Below are 17,545 nucleotides of genomic sequence, written 5' to 3'. Positions count from 1 at the left end.
CCAGTCCATCCGCCGAACGGGCGGTCGCGGCGCGCGCCGACGGTTCGCTGCCGAAACCCCCGGAGATACCTAGTCGTATGTGGAGCCGCAGCCAGGAGGGACCTCCCGTGGACATCTGGTGGACTCTGCACCTCAAGCGCGACCCGGCCAGCGTGCCGCTGGCCCGCCGCATCCTGCTGGGTGCCATGGACACCGCCGGCGTCGACCCGCAGATCGCCTACGACCTCGGGATCGCCCTCACCGAGGCCTGCGCGAACGCCGTCGAGCACGCCGCGACCGGCCGCCCCGACGACGGGTTCCAGGTCACCGCGGCGATCGCCGGCGACCGGCTGCGGATCGAGGTCGTCGACTCCGGGCCCGGCCTGCCGCCGATCGCCCCGGCCGCCCCGGGCGTCCCGGCCGCCGACGGCCACCGCGGCCCGGCCGCCTCCGCGGCCCGTCCGTCCCCGCGCCGCTGCCGCACCCGCCGCGGCCGGGTCACCCTCGGCCCCCCGCCGCTCGGCGGCCGCCACCCGCGCCGCACCGACCGCCCCGGCCCGTACGACACCCACGTCCTGCCGGCCGGCCGCCCCGCCGCGGTGCGCACCCCCGACCCGGACGTCCTGCCCGACCTCGGTTCCGAGTCCGGCCGCGGCCTCTTCCTGATCCACGCGCTCACCGACCACGTCCAACTCCGCAACCACCCCCTGCGCGGCGCGATCGTCAGCTTCGACAAGATCCTCAAGTGGCAGGACGACGCACTCCTGCGCGCCGCCTCCTGAACCGCGGGCCCCGGGGAACGGGGCCGCCGGATTGCCGCCCGCCCGACCCCGGCGCAGCATGGCGGCATGAGGTATCAGATGCGCGCCGAGTACGGCCCGTCCGGCCCGTCCGACGGGGTGAAGACCTGGCACATCAGCCACGACGGCTCCTCCGTCGCCCTGTGCGGGCGGGACCTGAGCCCGGCGTCGGCCGTCCAGGACCCGGAGATGTGGTCCCGCTCGCCGGACCTCAACTGCCACACCTGCGGGGCGCTGTTCCTGCGCGAGACGCCGTACATGCCGGCCGAGCACGAGTGACCGGATCGCCCGTGCCGGGACCGGCGGGCCCGTAGCGTGGGCGCCATGGAGCCGATGACGCCCCTCGTCCCCGCGGCCGCCCGCCTGCGGGCCGGCGACCCGCCGCTCGCCGAGCACGTCGAGCACCTGTGCACCCGGATCGACCGGATCGACCCGGCGCTGCGCGCCTTCGTCCCGGAGCCCGGCCGGCACGACCGGCTGTCGGCGGCGGCGAAGGAGCTGGAGGCGCGGTACCCGGACCCGGCCGGGCGCCCGCCGCTGTACGGCGTGGCGGTGGGGGTCAAGGACGTGGTGCACGTCGACGGCCTGCCCACGCACGCCGGTTCGGCGCTGCCGCCGGGGGTGCTGGCCGGGCCGGAGGGGCCGCTGGTGGGGCGGCTGCGTGCGGCCGGGGCGCTGGTCGCGGGCAAGACGGTGACGGCGGAGTTCGCCGTCCTCGCGCCGGGGCCGACCCGCAATCCGCACGACCTGGGCCACACCCCGGGCGGGTCGAGCAGCGGTTCGGCGGCGGCCGTCGCGGCGGGGCTGGTGCCGCTGGCGATCGGCACCCAGACCGTCGGGTCGATGATCCGCCCGGCGGCGTACTGCGGCGTGGTGGGATTCCGGCCGACCCACGGGCGGGTCCCGGCGGAGGGGACCGTCCCGCACGCGCCGACGCTGGACACCGCGGGCTGGTACGCGGCCGACCTCGCCGGGGTACGGCTGGCCGCCGCGCTGCTCTGCGACACCTGGGCCGCGCAGCCCGCCGGGCCGCCGGAGCGGGAGCCCGTCCTCGGCGTCCCGGTCGGCGGCTACCTGGACGAGGTGCACCCCGAGGCGCTCGCCGCCTTCGAACACACCGTGCGGGGCCTCGGCCTGACCGTCCGCCGGGTCGACGTGCTGGGCGACTTCGACACCGTGAAGCACCACCTGCGGACGATCATCCGGTACGAGCTGGCGCAGGTGCACCGCGACCTGTTCGCCCGCTTCGGCAGCCTGTACCGGCCGGAGACGGTGGCCGCGATCCGGCACGGCCGGGAGGTGGACCGGGCCGACCACCGGGCCGCGCTGGCCGCCCGGGCGGACTTCCGGCGCCGGGTGGCCGAGGTGACGGCCGATCAGGGCGTGGACGCGTGGGTGACCCCGGCCGCCACCGGCCCGGCGCCGCTCGGCCTGGACTCCACCGGCAGCGCGGTGATGTCGCTGCCGTGGAGCCACGCGGGGCTGCCCGCCGTCTCGCTGCCGGCCGGTGCGCTCGGCGGGCTGCCGCTCGGCCTGCAGTGCGTCGGCGCGGACGGCGGGGACGAACGGCTGCTGGCCGCCGCGGCCGTGATCGGGGAACGCCTGTCGGCGTAGGCTGGCCGCCGACAGCGAGGGACGGCCGGCGGAGGAGCGCGGTGGAGACGCCGACCACGGACGGGCGGGTGCAGCGGGGCAACGAGACCCGCCGCGCGGTGCTGGGGCGTGCCGTGGAGGTCGCCTCCGTCGAGGGCCTGGAGGCCCTGTCGATCGGCCGGCTGGCCACCGACCTGGGGCTGAGCAAGAGCGGGGTGTTCGCCAGCTTCGGTTCCAAGGAGGAGCTGCAGCTGGCCGCCGTGCGCGCCGCCCAGCGGATCTTCCGGGACGCGGTGGTCGTCCCGGTCGAGGACCTGCCTCCCGGGCTCGGCGCGCTGCGGGCGCTCTGTGACTCCTGGCTGGCGTACTCGCGCCGTCGGGTCTTCCCGGGCGGCTGCTTCTTCTACGCGGTGTCGGCCGAGTTCGACGCCCGCCCCGGCCCCGTGCGGGACGCCCTCGCGGCGGCCGGCCGGGCCTGGGAGGAGCACCTGACCGACCTGGCGCGCGCCGCCCGGGAGGCCGGCGAGCTCCGCGCCGACACCGACCTCGACCTGCTGGTCTTCGGGCTGATCGGCATGCTGGAGGCGGCCAACGCCCAGTCGCTGCTGTACGGCGATGAGCGCCGCTACGACCTCGCCGCGGCCGGTGTCCTGGCGCTGCTGCGCGGTGCGGCGAGCCATCCCGAACTGTTGGCCTGACCCTGCCGCGCCGTCGCCCGGGGAATTCCGTGGGCCTAAAAATGCACGAACGATCGTGCTAATATATCGCTCCGTCAGGCTCCGCCCACCCCGCACCTCGACCGGGGAGACCCCATGGACCGCACCAAGGCACTCGTCGGCACCGCCCTCAACACGGCCGCCCTGATCTCGCCCGACCTCGCCGGCCGGGCCGCCTTCGGCCTCTTCCGCAGGCCCGGCGCACGCAGCCGGGTCCGCCCGGCCGAACGCGAGGTCCACGACCGGGCGCGCACCTCCCACCTCACCGTGGCCGGCAGACGCGCCGCGGTCTACCGCTGGGGCGACGGCAGCCGTCCGGTGCTGCTGGTGCACGGCTGGCAGTCCCGGGCCTCGCGCTTCGCCCCGCTGGTGGCCCGGCTGCTGGCCGAGGGCCGCAGCCCGGTCGCCTTCGACGCGCCCGCCCACGGCGGTTCCGCCGGTTCGACCACCACGATCCTGGAGTACGGCGAGGCCATCGGCCGGCTGCACGAGCTGGACGGCCCCTTCGAGGCCGTGGTCGCGCACTCCTTCGGGGTGGCCTGCACCTTCCACGCCCTCGGTGAGGGCCTGCGGGCCGACCGCCTGGTGGCGATCGCCGGCGTCACCGACTTCCGCCACGTCATCGGCGGCTTCCGCGCCCAGCTCGGGCTGTCCGAGCGCGTCTCGCAGCAGGTCGCACGCCGCGTCGAGGAGGTGCTCCTCCCCGGGGACGAGCCGGTCTGGGAGCGCTTCGACGCCGCGGGCCGGCCGTCCGACGCCGTGCCGCCGACCCTGGTGGTGCACGACGAGGGCGACCGGGTGGTGCCGTTCCGCCAGGCAGGCCGGCTGCAGGCCGCGTACGGCGGACGGGTGCGGCTGCTCGCCACCCGCGGGCTCGGCCACCAGCGGGTGCTGACCGACCCGGCCGTGCTCGACAACGTGCTCGGCTTCCTCACCGAGCCGGACACCCGGGCCGCCCTGCCTGCGAACCGCACCGCGGGTGCCTCCGCCTAGGACGTGTCTTCAGAGGCGTACGGATGCCACACGGGGGCGCCCGAGCGCCCTTTGACGACAGCTCCTAGGAGCGGTCTTCACACGGGAGGCCGATCCAGGGGCGCTGGGCGCACCTCCCAGCCGAAGGCCAGGGCGGAGGAGCACTGCGGCGGGCGGACCCCTTCCGGGATCCGCCCGCCGTCCGGCTCGGGATCAGCCGCCGCTCTTGCGGCGGAAGGTGCGCTTTCCGCCCGCCGCCGCGTGGGTGCCGTGGATCTTCGAGCCCTCGCCGCCCTGCCCGGCGCCGCCGCTCCCGCGGCCGCCCTGCTTGCGCTCCAGCGCGGCGAGGAACTTCGCCTTCACGTCCTCCTGGGCGGGTGCCTCGGCGGCCGCCTCGACCGGGGCGGCCCCGGTCTCGGACTGCTCGGCGGGTGGGGCTGCTTCCTTGCTCATGGCGCGACCTCCGGTACGGGGCCCCGGGACAGGGGCCGCATGCAGTGCACACCCTGCCACGGCGGCGGCCGCCCGGCGGGTTCATTTCACTTCGTCGGGGAACCGGGGGCCGCCGATCAGGTAGAAGAGCGCCAGGATCGGGAACCCGATCGACGCGATCACGAGGACGAAGAACTGCCAGACCATCGCAGACTCCTCGGGCGAGGGCGGGTGATCCCCCGACCGTAAGCCGCGCTCCGGCCGGTCGCCACCGCGCGCTCCGGCGCACGCCGACGGTGCCGGTCGAGTCCGTCCGACCCCTGTACCGGGCGGCCGCCCGCACGCAGACTGGTCCGATGCAGGTACAGCTCGCCGGAGAACCGTACGGGCCGGGCCGCGAGAGCGAGGACTTCGCCGCAGCCTCCGCCGAAGCGCTGGTGCTGCTGGACGGTTCCAGCATGCCGGCGGACCTGGAGTCCGGGTGCCGCCACGGCACCGCCTGGTACGCCAGACGGCTCGGGGTCCACCTCCTCGCCCGGCTCACCGACCGGGCCGACCGCTCGATCGCCGAATGCCTGGGCGACGCCATCGTGGAGACGGCGGCCCTGCACGGCGGCCGCTGCGACCTCGCGAACCCGAACACCCCGGCCGCCATGGTGGTCGCCGCCCGCAAGGTCGGCGGCTCGCTGGAGTACCTGGTGCTCGGCGACTCGCTGCTGGTGCTGCACCCCCGGGAGGGCGCACCCCGGGTGATCGGCGACAACCAGCGCTTCCCCGGCGGGGAACTGCTGCGCCGGCAGGTCTGGACGACGGTGCCGGGCAGCACCGAGCGGGCCGAGCTCTACCTCGCGTACGCGCAGGCCGTCCGGGCCGCCCGGAACTCCGGGCACGGGCCGTGGATCGCCGCCGCCACGCCGCGCGCCGCCGAGCACGCGGAGACCGGCTTCGTCCCGCTCGACGAGCTGCGTGGGGTGGCGGCGCTGACCGACGGTGCGGCCCGGTTCACCGAGCGCTTCCGGCTCGGCAGCTGGTCGGACGCGCTGCGGCTGCTCGCGGAGTCGGGGCCGGCCGAGCTGATCGCCCAGGTGCGGGCCGTCGAGGAGGCGGACGCCGACTGCACGCGCTGGCCGCGCGGCAAGAAGTCGGACGACGCCGCCGCCCTCTACGCCCGGATCTGACCCGGCGGGGCCGCGGACGCACCCGGGGCCCGGCGTGTGCCGGGCCCCGGGTGCGAGCGGTGCGGGTTCAGTCGACCGGGTGGCCGAACGAGCCGGACTGGAAGTCCTTCATGGCCTGCTCCAGCTCCCGGTGGCTGTTCATCACGAACGGGCCGTACCAGGCGACCGGCTCGCGGATCGGCTGCCCGCCCAGGACGATCACGTCCAGGTTGGGGTGGCGGGACTCCTGCTTGGCGTCCGCGGTGATGGTGATCGTGTCGCCGTCGCCGAAGACCACGGCCTGGCCGGTGCGCACCGGTCGCCGCTCGGTGCCGACCGTGCCGTCGCCGTTGAGCACGTAGGCGAGGGCGTTGAAGTCGGGCCGCCAGGGCAGGGTGACGGAGGCGCCCGGGGTGAGCGTGGCGTGCAGCAGGGTGATCGGGGTGTGGGTGGCGCCCGGCCCCCGGTGCCCGTCCAGCTCGCCGGCGATCAGCCGCAGCACGGCGCCGCCGTCCGGGCTGGTCAGCAGCTTCACGTGGCCGCCGTGGATGTCCTGGTAGCGCGGCTGGGTCATCTTGTCGCTCGCGGGCAGGTTGACCCACAGCTGGATGCCGTGGAACAGGCCGCCGCTGAGGACCAGCGACTCCGGCGGGGTCTCGATGTGCAGGATGCCCGAGCCGGCCGTCATCCACTGGGTGTCGCCGCCGCCGAGGTGGCCGCCGCCGCCGTGCGAGTCCTTGTGGATGAACTCGCCGTCGATCAGGTAGGTGACGGTCTCGAAGCCGCGGTGCGGGTGCCACGGGGTGCCCTTGGGCTCCCCGGCGGCGTACTCCACCTCGCCCATCTGGTCCATCATGATGAACGGGTCGAGGAACTTGGTGTTGATCTTGGCGAAGGCGCGGCGGACGGGGAAGCCCTCGCCCTCGAAGCCCTCCGGAGCGGTGGCGACCGCCAGCACCGGGCGGGCGACCGCGGCGGCGGGGTCGGGGGTGGTGACGCGCGGCAGGGTCAGCGGGTTCTCGACGGTCACGGCGGGCATGTCGGCCTCCTTCAGGGGTTCTCTGGCCTACGCCCGAAAGATTAGTTCAATCCTCAACCAATAGCAAGTTGAACATTGAACTAAATGGACGCGGCTGTGCGGGAGGCCGTACGCCTCCCGCGGGTGGGGTCAGCCGTACATCCGGCGCATGGTGAAGTCGACCATCTGCTCGACCGCCTTCGCGTCGAAGACCATCCGGTGCTCGCCCTCCATGTCGAGGGCGAAGCCGTAGCCGGTCGGCAGCAGGTCCAGGACCTCCGCGCCGGTGACGCTGAAGTGCTTGGACTCCTTGCCGGCGTAGCGGCGCAGCTCCTTGAGCGAGCTGAACATCGGGATCACCGGCGTCGGGGTGTTGTGCAGGGCGAGGAAGCCGGGGCGGTCGCCGCGCGGGCAGTGCACCTTCGAGGTGATGAAGATCGCCTGGAAGTCCTCGACCGGCATCGAGCCGGTCGTGAAGGCCCGGACGGCGTCGGCCAGCGAGGGCGGCGAGGGCTCCGGGTAGAGGGACTGCTGGGCGCCCCCCTGCTGGGGGTCGCCGTACGGGCCGGGGCCGGGCATGCCGTTCATCCCCGCCTGCTGCTGGTAGGGGTCCTGGTACGCGGTCTGCTCGTAGCCGTACACGGGGCAAGGCTACCGGGCCGGGGCGTCCCGCAGGGGGGACGGATCTCACAAGGTGTGCGCGTCCGGGGTTGTGGGACGTGACCACGTTCATAAGGCTTTGCCGTGAGAGGGCTTGCCCAAGTTACTGCCGGGTAGCATCATGGTGCGTACTGGTGGGTAAGTGGCGCTCGATCGGCGGGCCCACGGCAAGCAGACGAACCGGAGAAACGGTCATGGGTCACTACAAGTCCAACCTGCGGGACGTGGAGTTCAACCTGTTCGAGGTGTTCGGCCGCGAGCAGGTGTACGGCACCGGCCCGTTCGCCGACATGGACGTCGACACCGCGAAGAACATCCTCAGCGAGATCTCCCGCCTCGCCGAGAACGACCTCGCCGCGTCCTTCACCGACGCCGACCGCAACCCGCCGGTCTTCGACCCGGAGACCAACACCGCGCCGGTCCCGGCCACCTTCAAGAAGAGCTACCAGACCTTCATGGACGCCGAGTGGTGGCGCCTGGGCATCCCGGAGGGCATCGGCGGCCAGGTCACCCCGTCCTCCCTGGTCTGGGCCTACGCGGAGCAGGTCCTCGGCTCGAACCCCGCCATCTGGATGTACTCCTCCGGCCCGGCCTTCGCCGGCGTCGTCTACGAGGAGGGCACCGAGGAGCAGCACAAGGTCGCCCAGCGCATGGTCGACGGCCTCTGGGGCGCCACCATGGTGCTGACCGAGCCGGACGCCGGCTCGGACGTCGGCGCCGGCCGCACCAAGGCGATCAAGCAGGAGGACGGCTCCTGGCACATCGAGGGTGTGAAGCGCTTCATCACCTCCGGTGAGCACGACATGTCCGACAACATCATCCACCTGGTGCTGGCCCGCCCCGAGGGCGGCAAGCCCGGCACCAAGGGCCTCGGCCTCTACATCGTGCCGAAGTACGACTTCGACTGGGAGACCGGCGAGCTCGGCGAGCGCAACGGCGTCTACGCCACCAACGTCGAGCACAAGATGGGCCTCAAGGCCTCGAACACCTGCGAGATGACCTTCGGCGCCAAGCACCCGGCCAAGGGCTGGCTGCTCGGCGAGAAGGTCGACGGCATCCGCCAGATGTTCAAGATCATCGAGTTCGCCCGCATGATGGTCGGCACGAAGGCGATCGCCACCCTGTCCACCGGCTACCTGAACGCCCTCGAGTACGCCAAGGAGCGCGTGCAGGGTGCGGACATCGCCAACTTCCTGGACAAGACCGCCCCGCGCGTCACCATCACCCACCACCCCGACGTCCGCCGCTCGCTGATGACGCAGAAGGCGTACGCCGAGGGCATGCGCGCCCTGGTGCTCTACACCGCCTCCGTCCAGGACGACGTGCTGGCCGCCCGCCTGCGCGGCGAGAGCGACGAGGCCGCCGAGCGCCTGAACGACCTGCTCCTGCCGATCGTCAAGGGCTACGGCTCGGAGAAGTCCTACGAGCAGCTCGCCCAGTCCCTGCAGACCTTCGGTGGTTCCGGCTACCTGCAGGAGTACCCGATCGAGCAGTACATCCGCGACGCCAAGATCGACACCCTGTACGAGGGCACCACCGCCATCCAGGGCCAGGACTTCTTCTTCCGCAAGATCGTCAAGGACGGCGGCCAGGCGCTCACCGCCGTCTCCGAGCAGATCCAGAAGTTCATCGCCACCGGCGAGGGCGGCGACGCCCTGGCCGCCGAGCGCGAGGCGCTCGGCAAGGCCGCCGGCGACCTGGAGGCGATCGTCGGCAAGATGCTCGCCGACCTGACCGCCGTCCAGCAGGACGTCGCCAACATGTACAAGGTCGGCCTCAACGCCACCCGCCTGCTGCTGGTCTCCGGTGACGTCGTCATCGGCTGGCTGCTGCTCCGCCAGGCCGCCGTCGCGCTGGCCAAGCTGGAGGCCGGCGCCTCCGAGAAGGACGTCCCGTTCTACCGGGGCAAGGTCGCCGCGGCCCGCTTCTTCGCCCGCAACGTCCTGCCCACCACCGCCCCGCAGCGCCTGATCGCGGAGGCCGTGGACAACGAGATCATGGAGCTCGCGGAGGAGGCCTTCTGAGCCCCCTGAAGTCTGCCTGACACACCCTCACGCCGTGGGGCCCGGTCCGCCGACCGGGCCCCACGGCGTTTCACCGTCGGACGGAATCGGGCAAACGGAACGTCACGGGCGGCATGACGGACGGTCGGGAATGCACTGTGTCCCGGTGTTCTCACCGTTGTGTCACCGTTTTTGAGTTCGCCGCGTCATGTCCGTGTACGGGCATATGCTCAGATGCGGACCCGGTACCCCCATCCGGCGTCCGACCTCCCTCAACCCAGGAGCAGCATGTCGACCGCCGACCGCCCGGCCCACTTCGACCGGACGCACACCGACGATCTGATCGCCTTCCTCGGCGCCGCACCCTCGCCCTACCACGCCGTGGCCGCGTCGGCCGAGCGGCTGGAGAAGGCGGGCTTCCGCAGGGTCCTGGAGACCGACGCCTGGGGGGCCGAGGCCGGCGGCCGGTACCTGATCCGCGGGGGCGCGCTGATCGCCTGGTACGTGCCCGAGGGGGCGGGCCCCGAGACGCCGTTCCGAGTGGTCGGCACCCACACCGACTCGCCCAACCTCCGGGTCAAGCCGATCCCGGACACCGGCTCCTCCGGCTGGCGCCAGGTCGCCGTGGAGATCTACGGCGGCGTCCCGCTGAACACCTGGCTCGACCGGGACCTCGGCATCTCCGGCCGCCTCGCGCTGCGCGACGGCACCGCCCGGCTGGTGCAGATCGACGAGCCGCTGCTGCGCGTCCCGCAGCTCGCGATCCACCTGGACCGCGCCGTCAACGAGGGCCTGAAGCTCGACAAGCAGCGCCACCTCACCCCGATCTGGGGGATCGGCGAGGTGACCGAGGGCGCGCTCCTCGAGTACGTCGCGGGCAGGGCCGGCGTGGCCGCCGCCGACGTGGCCGGCTGGGACCTCATGACCCACGACGTGCAGCCCGCCTCCTACCTCGGCCGCGACCGCGAACTGCTGGCCGGCCCCCGGCTGGACAACCTGCTCTCGGTGCACGCCGGCACCGCCGCGCTGGCCGCCGCCGCCACCGGCGAAGCCCCGCTCGCGTACATCCCGGTGCTCGCCGCCTTCGACCACGAGGAGACCGGCAGCGAGTCCGACACCGGCGCGCAGAGCCCGCTGCTCGGCAACGTGCTGGAGCGCACCGTGTACGCCCGCGGCGGCACCACCGAGGACCGCGCCCGGGCGCTGGCCGGCACCGTCTGCCTCTCCTCCGACATGGGGCACGCCGTGCACCCCAACTACAGCGAGCGGCACGAGCCGGGCCACCACCCGATGCCCAACGGCGGCCCGATCCTGAAGGTCAACGTCAACAACCGGTACGCCACCGACGGCGTCGGCCGGGCCGTGTTCGCCGCCGCCTGCGAGAAGGCCGGCGTGCCGTGGCAGACCTTCGTCTCCAACAACGCCATGCCCTGCGGCACCACCATCGGCCCGATCACCGCGGCGCGGCTCGGTATCACCACCGTGGACTGCGGCATCGCCGCGCTCTCCATGCACTCCGCCCGCGAGCTCTGCGGCGCCGAGGACCCGTACCTGCTGGCGAGCGCCCTCAAGGCGTTCCTGGAGGGCTGAGCCGGGGCCCGGGGGCCGGTCCGCGGGCGGTGGGGGCCGCCGCGCGGACGGCCCCCGTTCACTCCGGGCCGGTCACTCCATGCCGGCGAGGACCAGCGGAAGTCGGCTCACGCCGTCGGCCACCAGCTTCACCGGCACGCCCCAGTCCTGCTGGTGCACGTGGCAGGCCGGGTACTCGATCTCCGGGCCGTCGTCGCAGGACGCCGCCATCGCCGACACGTGCAGCACGCCCTCGGCGAGCGCCCCGTTCAGCACCAGCTCGCGGGAGAGGTCGGTGTCCGCACCCTCGCCCGAGAGCAGCAGCTCCGGCGGGGTGGAGCTGACCAGCAGCCGGGTCGACGGGCCGTAGCGCTCGTCCAGCTTCTGCCCGGCCGGGGCCTGGAAGACCACGTCCAGCCGCAGGGCCCCGGGGGCGACCTCGGTGGCGGCGCGCTGCGTGCGGTGCGCCACCGACTCGACCCGGACGGCCTCCTCGGGCAGGCGCAGCCGGGTCAGCCGGTGCCGGGCCGACTCCACCACGACGATGTCGCCGTCCACGACCACGGCGCCGGAGGGCTCGCGGACGTCCGTGGCGAGGGTGGTCACCTCGCCGGTCTCCGGGTCGAAGCGGCGAAGCGCGTGGTTGTAGGTGTCGCTGATCGCGACCGAGCCGTCCGGCAGCACGGTGACGCCCAGGGGGTGCTGCAGCAGCGCCTGGTCGGCGGCGCCGTCACGGTGGCCGAAGTCGAACAGGCCGGTGCCGACCGCGGTGTGCACCGAGCCGGTTTCACGTGAAACCCAGCGCACCGCCGAGGTCTCCGAGTCGGCCACCCAGAGCCGCTCGCCGTCCGCGGACACCGCCAGGCCCGACGGCTGGGCGAACCAGGCCTCGGCCACCGGGCCGTCGACCAGGCCCTCGTTGGTGGTGCCGGCCGCGACGGCGACCGTGCCGGCCGCCGGGTCGAAGGCCCACAACTGGTGCACGCCCGCCATGGCGATCCACACCCGGCCGTCGAACCAGGCGACGTCCCAGGGCGAGGAGAGGTCGACCTCGCGGGCCGGGCCGGCGGTCGCCGACCCCTGCCACCACTGCCGGCCGGTGCCGGCCAGCGTGGTGACGCTGCCGTCGGCGAGCCGCAGGCCGCGCAGCGCGTGGTTCACGGTGTCCGCCACCACCACGTCGTAGCCGAGGCCGAGGCCCTCCGGGACGAGGGCGAGGCCCTGCGGCTCGCTGAACCGCGGCGCGGCACCGTCCACCAGGCCGCGCTCGCCGTCGCCGATCCGGCGCAGCACCGTCTCGCCGTCCTCGGCCAGCTCCACCAGCGAGTGGTGCCCGGAGTCGGCCACCAGGTAGTGGCCGTCCGGCAGCCGCACCGCCTTGCCCGGGAACTTCAGGTCGCCGGCCTGCGGCTCGGGCGCCACGTACGGGCCGTCGCCGCGGCGCAGCGTGCCCTTGGCGGCGTGCTCGGCCTCCAGCTCCTCGACCAGGGCGGCGATCGCGTGCGCGTGGCCCTCGCCCGCGTGCTGCGCGACGACGTACCCCTCGGGGTCGATCACCACCAGCGTCGGCCAGGCCCGCACCGCGTACTGCTTCCAGGTGGCGAGCTCCGGGTCGTCCAGCACCGGGTGGTGCACCTCGTACCGGGCCACCGCGTCGACCACCGCCCGGTGGTCGGCCTCGTGGACGAACTTCGGCGAGTGGACGCCGACGATCACCACCGTGTCGCGGTGCTTCTCCTCCAGCTCCCGGAGTTCGTCCAGGACGTGGAGGCAGTTGATGCAGCAGAAGGTCCAGAAGTCGGCGATGACGATCTTGCCGCGGAGGTCGGCCAGCGACAGGTCCTTGCCGCCGGTGTTGAGCCATCCGCCCTTGCCCACCAGTTCGGGGGCGCGTACGCGTGCACGAGAAGCCATGCCCCAATCAAACCCGATGCGCGTGAGAACCATTCCGGTCCCGGGCGGCGGGGGCGAGAATGATCCGGTGATCATCGCCAGTGCGCCCCCGGGGCCGGTCGAGGTGCCGTCGTCCGTCGCCGGGTTCGCGCGGGGCCGGCCGGTGCGGGCCGTGTGGCGCAACACGCTCGGCGGGCTGACCTTCCAGGTCGGCGCGGACGGCGGGCGGCAGTTCGTGAAGTGGCTGCCGGCCGGCCGCGGCACCTTCACGGCGGAGGCGGTGCGGCTGCGCTGGGCGGCCCGCCACGCCGCGGTGCCGCAGGTGCTCGACGAGGGCGCCGACGACGAGGGCTCCTGGCTGGTCACGGCCGGCCTGCCCGGCCGCTCGGCGGTGGACGGGCGCTGGCTGCGCGAGCCCGCCGCCGCGGTGCGGGCCGTCGGCGAGGGGCTGCGCGCCCTGCACGAGGCGCTGCCCGCCGCCGACTGCCCGTTCGACTGGTCCGCCGGGCCGCGGCTGGAGGCCGCCCGCGCCCGTGCCGCGGCCGGCCGGACCTCCCTGGCGGACTGGCCGGAGGAACTGCCGCGCTTCCGCACCGTCGACCGGGCGCTGGCCGCCCTCGCCGACGTCCCGCCGCCCGACGGGCCGGTGGTCTGCCACGGCGACGCCTGCGCGCCCAACACCCTGGTCGGCGAGGACGGCCGCCCGAGCGGCCACGTCGACCTGGGCGCGCTCGGCGTCGCCGACCGCTGGGCCGACCTCGCCGTCGCCACCTGGAGCACCGTGTGGAACTACGGCCCGAGCTGGGAGCGGCCGCTGCTGGACGCCTACGGCATCGCTCCGGACGCGGAGCGGACGGCCTACTACCGGCTGCTCTGGCACCTGACCGGCTGAGCCGGACCGCCCCGGCCGGTGACCGGATCGTTCCGGTGCGGGGCGTGATCATGTCTGGGGCGCGGGCCCGCCGGCGGCCACCATGGAGGACATGAAGAGCGCACTCGTCGTGATCGACGTCCAGGAGTCCTTCCGCCGCCTGCCCAACTGGGAGGCCGTCTCCGACCCGGGGATCGCCGACAAGGTCGGCCGGCTGGTCGCCGCCGCCCGGGAGAAGGGCGACCTCGTGGTGTGGATCCTGCACACCGAACCGGGCAGCGGCACCCCCTTCGACCCGGAGTCCGGCCACGTCCGGCTGATGGACGGCCTCAAGCCCGAGGACGGCGAGCCCGTCCTCACCAAGACCTCGCACAACGCCTTCACCACCACCAACCTGCAGCAGCAGCTCACCCGGCACGGCATCGGCGAGGTCGTGGTCGGCGGGATCCGCACCGAGCAGTGCTGCGAGACCACCGCCCGGGTCGCCTCCGACCTCGGCTACCAGGTCGTGTTCGTCACCGACGCCACCGCCACCCACCCGATCGAGCACCGGGACGCCCCGGCCGGCCGCAGCCTGGCGGAGGTCCTCGCCGACCCGCGTACCCTGTCCACCGACGAGATCATCGCGCGGACCGAGTACGCCCTCGCACGGCGCTTCGCCCGGATCGCCACCGTGGAGGAGCTGACCGGATCGTGACCAGGGCGGTCTTCCTGCTGGCGCCGCGGCTGCACCTGCTGGACCTCGCCGGTCCGGCCCAGGTGTTCTCCGCGGCGGCCGACCTCGGCCACCCCTGGGAGATCGGGTACGTGGCCGAGCAGGAGGACGTCACCACCGCGCAGGGCATCGGGCTGAAGGCCGCCACCCGGTGGCCCGAGCTGGCCGCCGGCGACCTGGTGGTCGTCCCCGGCTGGCGCTCGCCGAGCCTGCCGACCGGACCGGTGTTCACCCGGGAGACCCTGGAACGGGTGGTCGCCCACCACACCGCCGGCGGCACGGTGGCGAGCATCTGCTCCGGCGCGGACGCGCTCGGCCGGGCCGGCCTGCTGGACGGCCGCCGCTGCACCACCCACCACGACCTCCAGGACGAGCTCGCCCGCCGCTACCCGCGGGCCTCCGTCGTCCCCGACGTGCTGTTCGTCCAGGACGGCAGCGTCCTCACCTCCGCCGGGATCGCCAGCGGGATCGACCTGGCACTGCACCTGCTGGCCGTCCGCCACGGCCCGTACGTCGCCGCCCAGGTGGCCCGCACGATGGTCGTCCACACCCGCCGCAACGGGGACGAGCAGCAGGACAGCGCGATGCTGCGGCACCGCGCCCACCTCAGCGACGCCGTGCACCGGGTGCAGGACGTCATCGACGCCCGGTTCACCGACCCGCTGCTGCTCACGGGGCTCGCCGCCGGCGCCGGCGTCAGCGAACGGACCCTCACCCGGCGCTTCACCGAGGCGACCGGCCTCACCCCGCTGCGCTACCAGCAGCAGCTGCGGCTGGAGCACGCCGAGCACCTGATCGGCCAGGGTGCCACCGTCGAGTCGGCCGCCCGCGCGGTCGGCTTCCAGGACGCCCGGATGCTGCGCCGGCTGCGCGCCCGGCCCGCCGCGGACTGACGGCACCCGGACGGCCGGTCTCCGCGCCCCGCCGCGCGGCCGAGGGCTGACCTGCGCCCCGGCATCCGGCACGATGTGCTCGGCAGTCTCCGTCGAGGGAAGCAGGCAGGCATGAAGTACGTGGTCAAGGAGCGGCTGTTCGCGGTCGGCGACGACTACTGGATCGAGGACGGCGACGGCGAGAAGGCCTTCCTGGTGGACGGCAAGGTGCTGCGGCTGCGCGACACCTTCGAGCTGCAGGACCCGTCCGGCACCGTGGTCGCCGTGATCAAGGAGAAGGTGCTCACCGTCCGCGACGCGATGCGGATCGAGAACGCCGAGGGCGACACCGTCGCGACCGTCCGCAAGAAGCTCTTCACGCCGTTCCGCGACAAGTACCTGGTGGAGCTGGAGGCCGGCGGCGAGCTGGAGGTGCACGGCGACCTCATCGACAAGGAGTACAAGGTCGAGTCGGACGGCGGGACGGTCGCCGAGATTTCCCGCAAGTGGTTCCGGATCCGCGACACCTACGGCGTGGAGATCGCGGAGGGTGCGGACGTGCCGCTGCTGCTCGCCGTCGCCGTCTGCCTGGACCGGATGGTCGAGCACAACGCCTGACGCTCCGTCGGCCCGCGGCGATGCCCCCGCCGCGGGCCGGCCGGTGCTCAGACGATGACGTGCGGCAGGAAGCGCGCGCCGACGTGGGTGATCGGCGAGTCGTGCGTCTCGCGGATGCCGAGCCCGGCGGCCTCGCCGTCCACCACCCAGGCGCCCAGCACCGGCTGGTTGCCGTCGAACACCGGCAGCGGGCAGAGCTGCTGGTAGCAGAAGCCCTCGTCGCCGTAGCGGTCCGGGTCGCCGGCCCAGGCCGGCAGCAGGGTCTCGTCCCCGCCCGGCTCCACGATCCGAACGCCCGAACCCTCCCGGCCGAGCAGCGGCTTGGCCGCGTACCCGGTGGCGGCGAGCTCGCGCGGCCCGTCCAGGTAGGCCGGCAGCAGGTTGGGGTGACCGGGGTAGAGCTCCCACAGCACCGCCAGCAGTGCCTTGTTGGAGAGCAGCATCTTCCACGGCGGCTCGATCCACAGCGTGGAGCCGGTTGAGCCGCCGAGGTCGACGGTGGCCAGCAGCTGGGCGCCGAACTCGTCCTCCGCCAGCCACTCCCACGGGTACAGCTTGAACGCGGAGCGGATGTAGCGGTGCTGCAGGTCGACGAACCGGCCGGTCAGCCCGTCCAGGCCGATGTCCTCCACGGCGATCGACACCGTCTCCAGGCCGGCCTGCTCGGCGGTCTCCTGGAGGTAGAGGGTGGTCATCCAGTCCTCGCCCTCGAAGTCGCCGCGGGAGTGCGCGAAGTGCACCGGGCCGGGCGGCAGCAGTTCCCTCTGCCGGCTCCAGGCGGCGACCAGCCGCTCGTGCAGCGAGTTCCACTGGTCCGCCTCGGGGAAGCGCTCCTCCATCCAGAACCACTGCGGGCTGGCGGCCTCGATCAGCGAGGTCGGGGTGTCCGCGTTGTACTCGAACATCTTGGCCGGGCCGGTGCCGTTGTACGCCAGGTCGAACCGCCCGTACAGGGACGGCTGTTCCTCGCGCCGCCGCCAGGAGGTGGCGATCACCTCGGCGAGCCGCGGGTCGGTGATGCCGTAGTCGGCGAACCGGCCCGTCCGCACCACGTGGTCGGCGGCCTCCAGGCACATCCCGTGGAGTTCCTCGACCACCTCCTCCAGCGCCTCGACCTCCGGCAGCGAGAACTCGTAGTAGGCGCTCTCGTCCCAGTACGCGTACTCGGTGCCGGGGTTGCGCGGGTCCTCGCAGACGGCGTAGATCAGGCCCTGGGCCTCGACCGCGGCCTGCCAGCCCGGCCGCGGTTCGACGGTGCGACGGCGCATCGCGGTCAGCCCCCGCTCGAGCCGGAGCTGCCGCTCGGGCAGCCGAAGCCGCCGCGCTTGGTGGCGGCCTTGTCGAAGGTGCCGCCGGCGGCGGTCAGCGAGCCGGAGCCGCAGTAGTACCAGCGGCCGGCGGCCGCGGTGGTGCCCGCGGAGCAGGAGTGGTCGTCGAGCACCTTGAGGGTGCCGGGGTCGACGCAGCGCCGGGGTGCGCTGCCGCCGGACGACGAACAGCCGGTGAGGGCCAGTGCCAGCGTCCCCACCATGCCGAGGGCGACGACGCCCGAGCGGCGGCGGGCGGAGGAGGGGTCGGTCTGCGTCATGACGGGTGATGGTACTTAAGGCTCCCCAGCGCCGGAACCATGGGATATCTTTTGCCGGTCCTTGACACTTCGGGTGGCACCTGGCGTGG

The 17,545-nt window shown here is 73.7% G+C and carries 18 protein-coding genes; 12 read left to right on the top strand and 6 right to left on the bottom strand.

Annotated elements, in window-relative coordinates; genetic code table 11:
• Positions 1–107 precede the first annotated feature (107 nt).
• From AB0O09_RS19190 to AB0O09_RS19170, 5 genes are all read left to right on the top strand, one after another.
• Positions 108–761, top strand: coding sequence for an ATP-binding protein (locus tag AB0O09_RS19190; RefSeq protein ID WP_363542819.1), 654 nt, complete (start codon positions 108–110; stop codon positions 759–761).
• 66 nt (positions 762–827) lie between these two features.
• Positions 828–1,058 carry a hypothetical protein gene (locus AB0O09_RS19185; RefSeq protein ID WP_344624380.1) on the top strand — a complete coding sequence of 77 codons (231 nt, stop codon included), beginning with the start codon at positions 828–830 and terminating at the stop codon, positions 1,056–1,058.
• Between the two features lie 45 nt (positions 1,059–1,103).
• The gene (locus AB0O09_RS19180; RefSeq protein WP_363542818.1) at positions 1,104–2,393 is read left to right on the top strand and encodes an amidase; all 1,290 of its coding nucleotides are present in this window, start codon (positions 1,104–1,106) and stop codon (positions 2,391–2,393) included.
• Positions 2,394–2,434: 41 nt separating this feature from the next.
• A complete protein-coding gene (locus AB0O09_RS19175) occupies positions 2,435–3,070 on the top strand; it encodes a TetR/AcrR family transcriptional regulator (RefSeq protein ID WP_363542817.1) in 636 nt (211 codons plus the stop codon).
• A 114-nt stretch (positions 3,071–3,184) separates the two neighbouring features.
• Positions 3,185–4,081 carry an alpha/beta hydrolase gene (locus AB0O09_RS19170; protein WP_363542816.1) on the top strand — a complete coding sequence of 299 codons (897 nt, stop codon included), beginning with the start codon at positions 3,185–3,187 and terminating at the stop codon, positions 4,079–4,081.
• Positions 4,082–4,273: 192 nt separating this feature from the next.
• Here the strand turns inward: AB0O09_RS19170 and AB0O09_RS19165 are convergent, their stop codons facing one another.
• The gene (locus tag AB0O09_RS19165; protein ID WP_344624384.1) at positions 4,274–4,513 is read right to left on the bottom strand and encodes a DUF5302 domain-containing protein; all 240 of its coding nucleotides are present in this window, start codon (positions 4,511–4,513) and stop codon (positions 4,274–4,276) included.
• A 335-nt stretch (positions 4,514–4,848) separates the two neighbouring features.
• On the opposite strand from AB0O09_RS19165, the gene AB0O09_RS19160 reads away from it, so the two are divergent.
• Positions 4,849–5,670: an integrase gene (locus tag AB0O09_RS19160; protein WP_363542815.1), complete on the top strand. Its 822-nt coding sequence runs from the start codon at positions 4,849–4,851 to the stop codon at positions 5,668–5,670.
• A gap of 67 nt (positions 5,671–5,737) precedes the next feature.
• On the opposite strand, the gene AB0O09_RS19155 is transcribed toward AB0O09_RS19160, so the two are convergent.
• Together AB0O09_RS19155 and AB0O09_RS19150 are read right to left on the bottom strand one after the other, a co-directional pair.
• Positions 5,738–6,688 (bottom strand): pirin family protein, encoded by a 951-nt coding sequence (locus AB0O09_RS19155; protein WP_363542814.1) that lies wholly within the window; start codon positions 6,686–6,688, stop codon positions 5,738–5,740.
• Between the two features lie 129 nt (positions 6,689–6,817).
• Positions 6,818–7,246 (bottom strand): SseB family protein, encoded by a 429-nt coding sequence (locus AB0O09_RS19150; protein ID WP_344624406.1) that lies wholly within the window; start codon positions 7,244–7,246, stop codon positions 6,818–6,820.
• A gap of 275 nt (positions 7,247–7,521) precedes the next feature.
• Between AB0O09_RS19150 and AB0O09_RS19145 the strand changes: the two genes are divergently transcribed.
• A complete protein-coding gene (locus tag AB0O09_RS19145; protein WP_363542813.1) occupies positions 7,522–9,351 on the top strand; it encodes an acyl-CoA dehydrogenase in 1,830 nt (609 codons plus the stop codon).
• 267 nt (positions 9,352–9,618) lie between these two features.
• The gene (locus AB0O09_RS19140) at positions 9,619–10,920 is read left to right on the top strand and encodes a M18 family aminopeptidase (RefSeq protein ID WP_363542812.1); all 1,302 of its coding nucleotides are present in this window, start codon (positions 9,619–9,621) and stop codon (positions 10,918–10,920) included.
• A 72-nt stretch (positions 10,921–10,992) separates the two neighbouring features.
• Here AB0O09_RS19140 and AB0O09_RS19135 read toward each other — a convergent pair whose 3' ends face one another.
• Positions 10,993–12,813, bottom strand: coding sequence for an NHL domain-containing thioredoxin family protein (locus tag AB0O09_RS19135; RefSeq protein WP_363542811.1), 1,821 nt, complete (start codon positions 12,811–12,813; stop codon positions 10,993–10,995).
• A gap of 67 nt (positions 12,814–12,880) precedes the next feature.
• On the opposite strand from AB0O09_RS19135, the gene AB0O09_RS19130 reads away from it, so the two are divergent.
• The 4 genes from AB0O09_RS19130 (at position 12,881) to AB0O09_RS19115 (ending at position 15,868) form a co-directional block, all read left to right on the top strand.
• Positions 12,881–13,684 carry an aminoglycoside 3'-phosphotransferase gene (locus tag AB0O09_RS19130; RefSeq protein ID WP_363542810.1) on the top strand — a complete coding sequence of 268 codons (804 nt, stop codon included), beginning with the start codon at positions 12,881–12,883 and terminating at the stop codon, positions 13,682–13,684.
• A gap of 91 nt (positions 13,685–13,775) precedes the next feature.
• Entirely contained in the window at positions 13,776–14,360 is a 585-nt protein-coding gene (locus AB0O09_RS19125) for an isochorismatase family protein (RefSeq protein WP_363542809.1), read from the top strand.
• Positions 14,357–15,271 carry a DJ-1/PfpI family protein gene (locus AB0O09_RS19120; protein WP_363542808.1) on the top strand — a complete coding sequence of 305 codons (915 nt, stop codon included), beginning with the start codon at positions 14,357–14,359 and terminating at the stop codon, positions 15,269–15,271. The genes AB0O09_RS19125 and AB0O09_RS19120 overlap by 4 nt, the downstream gene beginning before the upstream one ends.
• 111 nt (positions 15,272–15,382) lie before the next feature.
• Complete coding sequence (locus AB0O09_RS19115; RefSeq protein WP_363542807.1) at positions 15,383–15,868, top strand: LURP-one-related family protein; 486 nt, start codon at positions 15,383–15,385, stop codon at positions 15,866–15,868.
• Positions 15,869–15,915: 47 nt separating this feature from the next.
• Here AB0O09_RS19115 and AB0O09_RS19110 read toward each other — a convergent pair whose 3' ends face one another.
• Positions 15,916–17,136, bottom strand: a complete 1,221-nt coding sequence (locus AB0O09_RS19110; protein ID WP_363542806.1) for a glutathionylspermidine synthase family protein — start codon at positions 17,134–17,136, stop codon at positions 15,916–15,918.
• A 5-nt stretch (positions 17,137–17,141) separates the two neighbouring features.
• On the bottom strand, positions 17,142–17,456 hold the full coding sequence (locus AB0O09_RS19105) for a hypothetical protein (protein ID WP_363542805.1): 315 nt from the start codon (positions 17,454–17,456) through the stop codon (positions 17,142–17,144).
• Between the last annotated feature and the right edge of the window lie 89 nt (positions 17,457–17,545).

Origin of the sequence: Kitasatospora sp. NPDC093679 (assembly GCF_040683455.1) — a bacterium.
GTDB classification, from domain to species: Bacteria; Actinomycetota; Actinomycetes; order Streptomycetales; family Streptomycetaceae; genus Kitasatospora; species Kitasatospora arboriphila.
Note: the sequence above shows the minus strand (reverse complement) of the source record. Positions and strands in the feature narration are given on the sequence as shown.